We start from the raw sequence: 9603 nt of genomic DNA on the forward strand, positions 1-9603 counted from the left end.
TCGACTTCGTGCTCATGTTCGTTCCTTCGTCCGCGACGAGAACCGAACACTCCTTAGATCACACAATCAATTCTGTGCCATAGGCGCTGATCCCGGACAACCACATTCAGAAGCATGGCAAGCGTCTGATGATGGATATCCCGGATCCCGGTTGGGGTAGCCCGCTAGGTAACGCACTCGACCACGGCGTCGGCTACACTTGGATGAACTACCGCGACCATTTCGGTTCACATTGCGGTATGGAAGTGGTGTTGCCGAACGGCGAAATCATGCGCACGGGTATGGCCGCCGTCCCGAGAGCTGAAACTTGGGCCGAGAACAAATATGGCTTCGGCGCGTATGTGAACGGGCTGTTCGCCCAAGCGAACTTTGGGATCGTTACCAGGATGGGCTTCTGGATGCAGCCGGCGCCAGACCATTTCCTGGCCGCCATGGTCAAGGTTCCCCGCTATCGTGACCTGGTCGCATTGATTGATGGTGTCAACTTCATGGAGGACCAAGGCCTGATCGGTCATCCGCGCTACGCTAGTCCCATGGACCCGCTATGCATGCAGATTGAGCCGGAAATCTATCGTCCCACTTCGGAGTTGATGGAGCTTAACGGCCAACCCGGCGGCGCCAGCGTGGAAAAATACGAAGCATACGCGCGAAAGCATGGGCTGGAATTCTGGAACGTATTGCTCAATTTCTATGGCCCCAAGGAGACCATTCAGGCGAGCTGGGTATATGCGCAGAAATTATTCGGCGGTATTCCCGGCGTGCAGTTTGAAGAAATCGAGAGCTACCCGGATCCTTTGCGGAACCAGAAAGCCACGTCAGGCGTCCGGCACAAGGTGGCGCTTGGCATTCCTAACATGTCGATCTTCTCGATCGGCGCGCGCTCGGCGGCGATGCCGGAGCCGAGTGACGGTCACGTGTGGTTCTCACCCATCATCGCACGCTCCGGAGAATCCTTCATGCGTGCGCATGAAGTCTTCACCAAGGCAGCACGCGAGCTGAACATCACCTCAGCCCCGATAGGTGTTACCAATGTACCCCAGACTTGGCAGTATCGAACCTACGTGTACTTGTTCCCAGTGTTTGTTTCGCGTTCGGACAAGGAACACAATCGCAAGGCCGTGCAGGACTTCCGCAACCTAATTCGCATCGCTGCCGATCACGGCTGGACAGAGTACCGCACGGCGCCGACGTTCCAGAACGCGGTTGCGGGGACTTATTCGTTCAACAATAACGTTCTCCTGCGATTCCAGGAGCAACTGAAAGACGCTGTCGACCCGGCGGGCATCATGGCGCCGGGGCGAGGCGGGATCTGGCCGCGCCGGTACCGGAAGGATAAGCCATGAAGAAAACGCTCTTTGTCGCGCTGGTGCTGGCGCTGATAGGTCCAGTCACAGCCGCCGCTCAACCGCCATCGGGTCACACCGCTAAACCCGTCGTAAACGAAGCCCAACTGCAGCGAGGCAATGAGCTGTACCAATACTGGTGCGCCGCCTGCCACGCGCGCGGCCCGGGTCATCCCGGCACCCAAGCCTTGAAGGCTCGTTATGGCGACGCGCTGCCCGCTGCACTCGAAGACCGGCCCTCTCTCACTCCGGAGCTGGTCGAGGTGTTCGTGCGCAATGGTATCTCGGTGATGCCGTTCTTCCGAAAGACAGAAATCAATGACGAAGAGCTGGCCGCCATCGGTGCCTACCTCTCGCACGCCAACCGAACGACCAGCCCCACGGCCAAAGAAGGAAAACAATGATTCTCGAAAACAAGACCGCCATCGTCACCGGAGCCGGTTCTGGACTGGGTCGCGGCATTGCACTGAAGCTGGCGGAAGAAGGCGCCAATGTCGTCATCACGGACATTGACGACAAAGGCGGCAATGGAACCCTCGAGGCTATCCGCGCTATCGGTAGGGAGGCGATAGTCGTTACAGGCGATGTTTCTGACCCCGAGCATCACGTGGAAGTCATCAACCGCACCAAGGAAGCTTACGGCCGCCTGGACATTGCCGTCAACAACGCAGGCATCAGCCATCGTTTCGCTCCCGCTGCCGAAATCCCGGTTGAAACTTGGGATCGGGTGATCCGCATCAACCTGTCCGGCGTGTTCTACGGCGTGCGGATGCAAATTCCGGCTATGCTCGAGGCAGGCGGCGGCGTTATCGTCAACATGTCCAGTGTGGCGGGCGCAGTGGGTTTTCCTGGCCTTTCCCCGTATACCGCTGCCAAGCATGGCGTGGTGGGTTTGACGAAAAACATTGCTGTCGACTACGGCACCCGCGGCATTCGCGCTAATGCGGTCGGCCCCGGTTTCATCAAAACCGAGCTGATCGACTACATACCGCCCGAGCAGCGCGCGACACTGGAAGAGGTTCATGCTATGCGCCGGCTGGGCGAAGTGGATGAGGTCGCCGAACTGGTCCTGTTTCTTGCCAGTCCGAGATCCAGTTTTATTACAGGTGCCTACTACCCCGTTGACGGCGGTGCGCTGGCTCATTGAATAATATGCGCTATGCGCTTCCGCGCTCGATGGCTGGAGGCCTTATCCGCTCAATTCAGAGAGGTAACTCGCTTGAGTCGGAGATCCGGCGCCAGCGAGTTGGAATATCGGCGGCTTCTCGGACTGACGAATTGGTTTGCCAACGAAAATCTACGGTTCGGCTCGTCATCGTCATCCTGGCGTTGAATCTGTAGCGCGACAGCGCGAGCGCTGCGGCGAGACAGCCCGGCCGAGAGGCGATAAGCATCGCGATTGGCCTGTGCGAAGGTAACAGGAGGACCAGTAACCATTCGTAGAGCCAGCGATAACGAGGATGGCAGGCAGGGCCGCTCGTTACATCCCTGTAAAGCTAGGCGATCATCAGGCCTGCCGTCAGGTAGGCAATCCACACCAGCAGAGCACTGATTGCAACGTCGTCGGGTAGGGACGTCGACCGCCGATGGCGATGGAGGAGCCGATGGCCTGGGCCGCAACGATGATCCTGGCTGATAGCTTCCTCCGGATCCGGGTTTTAGATCTCGAGCGCGATCTTGCCAAAGTGACCTCCGCCTGCCTGAAGGCGAAACGCGTCGGCAATCGATTTCAGCGGAAAGGAGCGGCCGATCACCGGGCGCATGCCGATCGTCTCGATCGCGCGCACCATGTCCTGCTGATGGCGTCGGCTGCCGACGATCAAGCCCTGAAGCCGCTGTTGTCGCGCCATCAGCGCGGCCGTCGGAATCTCACCGGCCACCCCGGTCAGGACACCGATCAGCGCGATATGACCGCCGATGCGCGCAGCCTGGATCGATTGGGCAAGCGTGGCCGGGCCGCCGACCTCCACGACATGGTCGGCGCCCCGCCCTCCGGTCAGCTCCCGGACGGTGCTGCCCCAGTTTTCATCACGACGGTAGTTGAGAAGATGATCGGCGCCCATCGATCTGGCTCGCTCCAGTTTTTCGTCGGACGAGGATGTCACGATAACGCTCGCTCCCATCGCCTTGGCAAACTGGAGCGCGAAAACGGAGACGCCGCCGGTGCCGAGCACTAGAACGCTGTCCCCGGCCTTGATCCCACCATCGACGACCAGGGCCCGCCACGCGGTCAGGCCCGCGGTGGTCAGCGTTGCGGCTTCGGCATGGCTGTAACCCGCGGGGGCCTGCGTGAAACCCTGCGTCCGCGCCACGACGACCTCCCTGGCATAGCCGTCGATCCCGTCGCCCGGCGTCGTCGAGAAATCGGCAACGGGCGAAACGCCATCGAGCCAGTCAGGAAAAAATGTCGAGACGACATGCTCTCCGACAGCGAATTCGTCCACACCTTCGCCGATCGCTTCAACGACCCCGGCGCCGTCAGACATGGGAATGCGGCCGTCTGCGGCACCCATCACGCCTTTCACGACCGCAAGGTCGTGCGCGTTCAATGAACTGGCGTGGATACGAACGCGGATCTGACCCGGCCCAGGCTGGCCGGGATCGGGCAAGTTCACCATTTCCAGACCGTCGATCCCGCGCTGGCCGCGGGTGCGTACTGCCTTGATGCTGTTGGTCATGTGTTTCCGCTTTCTCTTTCGGCGTGCCTGAGATGACGATGAAATGGCCTTTTCGTTGATACAAACGGGACACTTCCGATCGGTCCGCAGTATGTTAATCGTGTGGGGCCGCCTTGTTCGATGCAAGCGGCTTTTCGGGGAACGATCGACGCTCGCCGCGAAGGCCCTGAGGGAGGGCATTTCAGATTCTACCCTTTGCGTCACGAACCCATAAAGAGATTCGGTTCAGCGCGTAATCCTAGCGGAACCATGCCTCCGACCCACAAGCCATTGCGCTTGGAGGCCGCGATCTTGAGCGAATGCGCTCGGCTGTGATCCATGCCGTGATGATGCACCGTCGGCCGACAGTTCTTGTCCATTCACTAAATCCAAAGCAATGCTGGTCTCGCCTTGCACTTCTTCAACCTGCCTGAATGTTCTTTTGTCCTTTGTCCAATTCGGGTGCGAGGTAGGTTTACCGGCGGCTGCTTGATCGCACCTGGGGTTTTTCATGGACCATCCGTCGGGCTGACTTGAGTTGTGTGATCGAAGCCAATCACATACGGAATAGATGCAAGCTTGAGCATAGAACGTAACAAAGCGAAGCTCGTCGATATCGGCAAACTTTTTCGAAGGAAGAGGAACGTGTCTCTCGACCGTCGACGTTGATTGCTGGCTTCGCCAGCCATAGCGGCCGGCGCGCATATCGGCAGGGCAGATGGCCCATGAATAGGGACCGCCTTGCGGCAGATCTCGCGCCAAGTTAAGTTCCTTCCATAAAATACCAGTATCTCTTGATTTTTTTGCACAAGCCCTCATATGAGAGTGTGACGATGTGAGGACAGACGGCGCTTCCGATAAAGCGACCCAATGCACTCACCACTAAGGCTGCGGCAAGCGCGGCGATCGCCGCTTGAGCGGTGCGATTCTTAACCGCTAGCTTCCGCGAAATTGTGACGCCGCAGACCGCCGTATCTTATCGGTGGCGAGGGGCCATGCCAGCGTCGCTCAAATCCACGTCGCTGACTCGCGCCGCGAACCGCAATTCGGCGGGACGCATTCCGTTCGCGCGGGTCGTCATCAGGAAAGGAGAAGCTATGGCTGTGAAAAGAAAAACTTCGCACCTGCGCCCTAGTAGGAAACTGTCTGGAAAGACTGTCTATGGGGCCGAGGGGAAGAAGATCGGTTCAATCAAGCACGTGATGGTTGACGAGAAGAAGGGAGAGATTGCCCACGCCGTACTCGGTATCGGCGGATTGTTTGGCATCGGCAACGCTCGCTACATGGTGCCTTGGAACGTGTTGAGATACGATGCCGATCTTGGCGCGTACAGCTCCGACATCAGCGAGAACCGGTTGAAAGGCCGCCCGAAGCACGGGGTGGAGACCATCTTTGACTGGAACGCTCGATATGCCACGCTCCATCCCTATAATAACGAGGTCGTGGTACATCCAGGCTAAAGAGTGATTGTTAGTACCCGCCGGGATTTCCCGGCGGGTTTCGCTGACCCATGTCGTTCTGACCCTCCAACGCCCGCGCGCGCCAAGTTTCTGCCCATACATCATCAGCCACCCGAGCAGCACCAGCGTCACTCCCGCTCCAAGCACCTTGCCAGCGAGATCGCTCCCATTGTCGCAAAGCCTCCAGCCGGCAATGAGGGCCAGTACGGCACCGAGGCTGAAAGCAGGGTCCCCATCGGGCCGACGATCTAAGACATCGTTGGGCCTCGTGGATCTGACGTTCTGTCGCGCCGGCCGCTCTTACAGCCTCTTCTGTCTTCGCCTCTCCAATCCACGCCACACTCCCGTCGACTTCGGGGATCTCCGGTGTTCAAGCGCCGAAACGCCGAAAGACGCCGCAAGCTGTTCAACCCATCAGGGCTTGCCTGAGGTCATGCAATAGCGCCAGCTGGACCACGTTGCCGTCCTGATGCTTTGCGGAGCGCCGAGCCGCCAAGCAGACGATCGTCGATCCTAAGGATGTAGCGGAGGCGGCGGGGCTAAGATACCTCTCACACGACAGGCCGGCATGCGACGGCAAAAGTCCGGCAAAGGTTTTCTCCTACACTCGTGCCGACGGTTCCAGGCTAGCCCGGCGGAATTGCGAGCGACTTCATGCGGGCCTACATCATTCCGATCGCAGGTCGCAATACGCCGCCGCTGCCTATCGCGATCATCTTGCCGCTCACGGCCTGGTCGGCCCCATGGGCCGGCGTAGCAATCCCTATGACGACGCTAACGCGGAAAGCTTCATGAAGACGCTCAAGGTCGAAGCTGTCTACCCGATGGCTTTCGAGACATTCGCCGACGTCACAGAAAGCCGTCTACGTTTTCTTGATGGAGTCTATAATCGCAGACGGCTACACTCAGCGCTCCGCTATCTCAGCCCGTACAATTCGAGAATCAACATATCCGGCAAGCCGTCAAACCGGCGGTCAAATTCCGTCCGGCCCAAGGGGCCCCCTCCAAGGCGTAGGCAGACTTGGTCTCAATATCGCAGTCGATGCCATGATGGGCGTGGAGGCTCCGGATTTTCCGGCTGGCGCTTTCCTGTGCGTCGGCATATAGGCGCGCTTGATCTTTTCCGAACTTCTGCTCCAGTGTCTGCAGAGCGGCGAGTTCGCGAGCATTTTGTTCGAGTTTGCAGGCGATTAAGGCAACACTCTGTCATAGGATGCGCCACGAAATTCCACCACTACCTCCGCGAGAAGGTGGTCGTGGCGCAAACATTCCTACTTTGATCTTACCGGCGTATGCTGCAACTCCGAGAGGGTGCGTGTTGAAGATCAGGTCGCTGGTCCCATAATGACGCAGGTGTAACGGTTACGTAACTGCTCGCCACCTCTTCCCGTTACGCCGGGGCGACGCTCCGCTTTCTCTCCGCCGGTGCCGAGCCTTCGCCCATGCCTTCGGTCGGCTCGGGCGCGCTGCCCCCGCGGACCTTGTCCTCGATGCGGTGTCCAACTTCGGGGTCGATGTTCTTCCAGTACTGGAACGCACGGCTCAGCACAGGCTCGCGAACCCCGCCCAGAAGGCTTCCGGCGACTTGCTCGACCAACCTGTCGCGCTGTTCGTCGTCGAACACCTCACGCACCAGAATGCCAGGTTGACCAAAATCATTGTCGTCGGCGCGAAGCGCATAGGCGCTGCGCACCATCTGGCCGTCGGCTTCCCAACCGTCGGCGACTGTGCCGGTGTTGTCCGCCCAGTGCCGCCCGCCGCTGTTCGGGGCGTAGACAGGCGCATTACCGCTGTGATGATACGCCATCGGTCCGTCGAACATGTAGGTTTGAACCGGCGCCTTGGGCTGGTTAACCGGAAGCTGATGGAAATTGGCGCCGATCCGGTTCCGTTGCGCGTCGTTATAGGCGAAGGCGCGGCCCAGCAGCATCTTGTCCGGCGAAAGCCCGATCCCCGGCACAGTGTTGCCCGGAGAGAACGCAGCCTGCTCAATTTGGGCGAAGAAGTTCTCGGGATTGCGGTTCAGCGTCATCTTCCCAACGCGGACCAGCGGATAATCCGCATGCGGCCAGACCTTTGTGAGATCGAACGGGTTCAGCCGGTAGGACTTGGCGTCCTCATAAGGCATGATCTGAACCGATAGCGTCCAGCTCGGATACTCACTTCGGGCAATCGCCTCGAACAGATCGCGGCGATGAAAATCGGCGTCCGAGCCCGACATCGCCAAGGCTTCCTGATTGGTAAAAAACTTCATCCCTTGCTGGGTATGGAAATGATATTTCACCCAGAACCGTTCGCCTTTGGCATTCACCCACATGTAGGTATGAGAGCCATAGCCATTCATATGTCGCCAGGTCCGCGGCAGTCCGCGCATTCCCATGAGATAGGTGACTTGGTGGGCCGACTCCGGGTTGTTGGTCCAGAAATCCCACTGCATATGGCTGTCGCGTAGACCCGAATCCGGCAATCGCTTCTGACTGCGAATGAAGTGTGGAAACTTCATCGGGTCGCGTACGAAGAAGATTGGTGTGTTGTTGCCGACAAGGTCGTAGTTGCCGTCGGTCGTGTAGAATTTAAGCGAGAAGCCACGCACATCGCGCCAAGTGTCGGGGCTACCCTGTTCGCCGGCGACGGTCGAGAACCGCGCAAGCATGTCTGTGACTACGCCTTTCTGAAACAGGGCGGCCTTGGTGTATGCGGACACATCCTCCATCGTCTCGAACACGCCGAACGCGCCCGAACCCTTGGCGTGAGGCTGGCGCTCAATCACTTTCTCGCGGTTGAAATGCGCCATCTGCTCGAGGAAATGGACGTCATGCAGTAGGACGGGACCATCCGGACCGATGGTGAGGGAGTTGCGGTCGCTCGGAGCGGGCGCACCGGCGCCGGTGGTGGAATGCATCCCTCTGATTGCATCGTATCGCTTTAACATAGATTTCTCCCTGCTCCGGTGACGGCATAAGTGTCCATATAATTACTCAATCTGAGAAATTGAGTCTGCAAACGGAAACGGAAGCGCTTGCAACAGCGAGTTGGACTCAAGCGTAACTTCCCAGTAAAGCGTTTGGCTTTGCGGGTGGTCGCGGGAGCATTTGTGTGATTCCAGCCGGCGGCTGAATTGGAATGGGTTGGCTACTATGGATGGTGCAGTCCTGATGGCTGATGTTACATGAGCTCCATCTTTCATCCAGCCCTTTGCGGCGGTTTCTTGTTGAGATGAAATGTGATGGCTATGATCGTTGCAGAATTTCTGAGCGCGAAGGGATACCATGTATACTCACATTCTCGTTTCCACTGACGGCTCCGAACTGGCACAGAACGGTGTCAACCATGGCCTGTCGCTGGCCAAAGCACTTGGCAGCAAGATTACGATCGTCACGGTGACGGCGCCTTTTCCAGTCCCCACCATCGGCGCTGGCGGATGGGCTACCGCAGGCATGGACCTGGATCGGTTTGAAGATGGCAACAAGGAACATGCAAAGGCTATCCTTTCGGCAGCGAAAGCGGCTGCAGAAAAAATGGCACTGACGGTCGAGACATTTCATATCCCGAATGCCTTGCCAGCTGCAGCTATCGTTGATGCGGCGAAAACGCAGGGTTGCAACCTGATCGTGATGGCCTCCCATGGACACCGTGGAATCAAGAGAGTCCTTCTGGGCAGCCAGACTGCCGAGGTTCTTGCGACTGCGCATATCCCGGTTCTTGTGATCCACTGACCAGCCAGACATTACAGCATCGAGATGCTGCGGCTCTCGTAAGACCGAGCGACCAGCACTGACGTCACGAGCCAGCGATCGTTCGAGCGCGGTGGAGACCGCGACGATGCCGTCGATGCGTTCGCTCGAGCGTTCCTTATCCGGCTTGGTTTTGGCAGCCGGATCATAGCGTACCTCCAGGTTGGAGGTGTTTCAGCACAACACTGGATGACCGTCATGTCAAAGGATCGCGAGACATGCCGGCGACGGCTCGTCGGCGCGGACCCTTGTCCGCGCGAAAGCCCCTTTCCAAGCTCTTGACTGCACTGGCATGAGCGTTCGGGGCAGATAGAGCATTTTCCGACCGGAATGAATCGTTTGGGATTCCCAAAACGGCGCGAGTCAGATTCAAGCTGCATGCTGGCGAAGGAGGCCAGCATGCATGGCC

At 58.6% G+C, this 9603-nt stretch carries 9 protein-coding genes; 6 read left to right on the plus strand and 3 right to left on the minus strand.

Features of this window, described 5'->3' with window-relative positions:
• Window positions 1–131: 131 nt before the first annotated feature.
• The 3 genes from B2M20_RS18450 to B2M20_RS18460 are packed head-to-tail and all read left to right on the plus strand — an operon-like array spanning window position 132 to window position 2490.
• A complete protein-coding gene (locus tag B2M20_RS18450) occupies window positions 132–1343 on the plus strand; it encodes an FAD-binding oxidoreductase (protein WP_210189133.1) in 1212 nt (403 codons plus the stop codon).
• Window positions 1340–1747, plus strand: coding sequence for a c-type cytochrome (locus B2M20_RS18455; protein WP_079448473.1), 408 nt, complete (start codon window positions 1340–1342; stop codon window positions 1745–1747). The genes B2M20_RS18450 and B2M20_RS18455 overlap by 4 nt, the downstream gene beginning before the upstream one ends.
• The gene (locus B2M20_RS18460) at window positions 1744–2490 is read left to right on the plus strand and encodes an SDR family NAD(P)-dependent oxidoreductase (protein WP_201789046.1); all 747 of its coding nucleotides are present in this window, start codon (window positions 1744–1746) and stop codon (window positions 2488–2490) included. The genes B2M20_RS18455 and B2M20_RS18460 overlap by 4 nt, the downstream gene beginning before the upstream one ends.
• A gap of 511 nt (window positions 2491–3001) precedes the next feature.
• Here the strand turns inward: B2M20_RS18460 and B2M20_RS18465 are convergent.
• Both B2M20_RS18465 and B2M20_RS19700 read right to left on the minus strand, forming a co-directional pair.
• Window positions 3002–4021 (minus strand): zinc-dependent alcohol dehydrogenase family protein, encoded by a 1020-nt coding sequence (locus tag B2M20_RS18465; protein ID WP_087881226.1) that lies wholly within the window; start codon window positions 4019–4021, stop codon window positions 3002–3004.
• Between the two features lie 200 nt (window positions 4022–4221).
• Entirely contained in the window at window positions 4222–4380 is a 159-nt protein-coding gene (locus tag B2M20_RS19700) for a hypothetical protein (RefSeq protein ID WP_158081568.1), read from the minus strand.
• A gap of 717 nt (window positions 4381–5097) precedes the next feature.
• Between B2M20_RS19700 and B2M20_RS18470 the strand changes: the two genes are divergently transcribed.
• Window positions 5098–5460, plus strand: coding sequence for a PRC-barrel domain-containing protein (locus B2M20_RS18470; RefSeq protein ID WP_079448479.1), 363 nt, complete (start codon window positions 5098–5100; stop codon window positions 5458–5460).
• 743 nt (window positions 5461–6203) lie between these two features.
• On the plus strand, window positions 6204–6740 hold the full coding sequence (locus B2M20_RS20835; RefSeq protein ID WP_079448474.1) for an integrase core domain-containing protein: 537 nt from the start codon (window positions 6204–6206) through the stop codon (window positions 6738–6740).
• 110 nt (window positions 6741–6850) lie between these two features.
• Here B2M20_RS20835 and B2M20_RS18480 read toward each other — a convergent pair whose 3' ends face one another.
• Window positions 6851–8392, minus strand: coding sequence for a catalase (locus tag B2M20_RS18480; protein WP_173816077.1), 1542 nt, complete (start codon window positions 8390–8392; stop codon window positions 6851–6853).
• 337 nt (window positions 8393–8729) lie between these two features.
• Between B2M20_RS18480 and B2M20_RS18485 the strand changes: the two genes are divergently transcribed.
• Window positions 8730–9176: a universal stress protein gene (locus tag B2M20_RS18485; protein WP_079448476.1), complete on the plus strand. Its 447-nt coding sequence runs from the start codon at window positions 8730–8732 to the stop codon at window positions 9174–9176.
• The last annotated feature ends 427 nt before the right edge of the window (window positions 9177–9603 follow it).

Origin of the sequence: Nitrobacter vulgaris, from assembly GCF_002028545.1 — a bacterium.
Classification (GTDB): Bacteria; Pseudomonadota; Alphaproteobacteria; order Rhizobiales; family Xanthobacteraceae; genus Nitrobacter; species Nitrobacter vulgaris.

What these genes read in the sequence shown, in the direction of transcription:
- B2M20_RS19700 (WP_158081568.1), bottom strand. Translation starts at nt 4,380, where the DNA reads ATGGACAAGAACTGTCGGCCGACGGTGCATCATCACGGCATGGATCAC.
- B2M20_RS18485 (WP_079448476.1), top strand. Translation starts at nt 8,730, where the DNA reads ATGTATACTCACATTCTCGTTTCCACTGACGGCTCCGAACTGGCACAG.
- B2M20_RS20835 (WP_079448474.1), top strand. Translation starts at nt 6,204, where the DNA reads ATGGGCCGGCGTAGCAATCCCTATGACGACGCTAACGCGGAAAGCTTC.
- B2M20_RS18470 (WP_079448479.1), top strand. Translation starts at nt 5,098, where the DNA reads ATGGCTGTGAAAAGAAAAACTTCGCACCTGCGCCCTAGTAGGAAACTG.
- B2M20_RS18460 (WP_201789046.1), top strand. Translation starts at nt 1,744, where the DNA reads ATGATTCTCGAAAACAAGACCGCCATCGTCACCGGAGCCGGTTCTGGA.
- B2M20_RS18450 (WP_210189133.1), top strand. Translation starts at nt 132, where the DNA reads ATGGATATCCCGGATCCCGGTTGGGGTAGCCCGCTAGGTAACGCACTC.
- B2M20_RS18455 (WP_079448473.1), top strand. Translation starts at nt 1,340, where the DNA reads ATGAAGAAAACGCTCTTTGTCGCGCTGGTGCTGGCGCTGATAGGTCCA.
- B2M20_RS18480 (WP_173816077.1), bottom strand. Translation starts at nt 8,392, where the DNA reads ATGTTAAAGCGATACGATGCAATCAGAGGGATGCATTCCACCACCGGC.
- B2M20_RS18465 (WP_087881226.1), bottom strand. Translation starts at nt 4,021, where the DNA reads ATGACCAACAGCATCAAGGCAGTACGCACCCGCGGCCAGCGCGGGATC.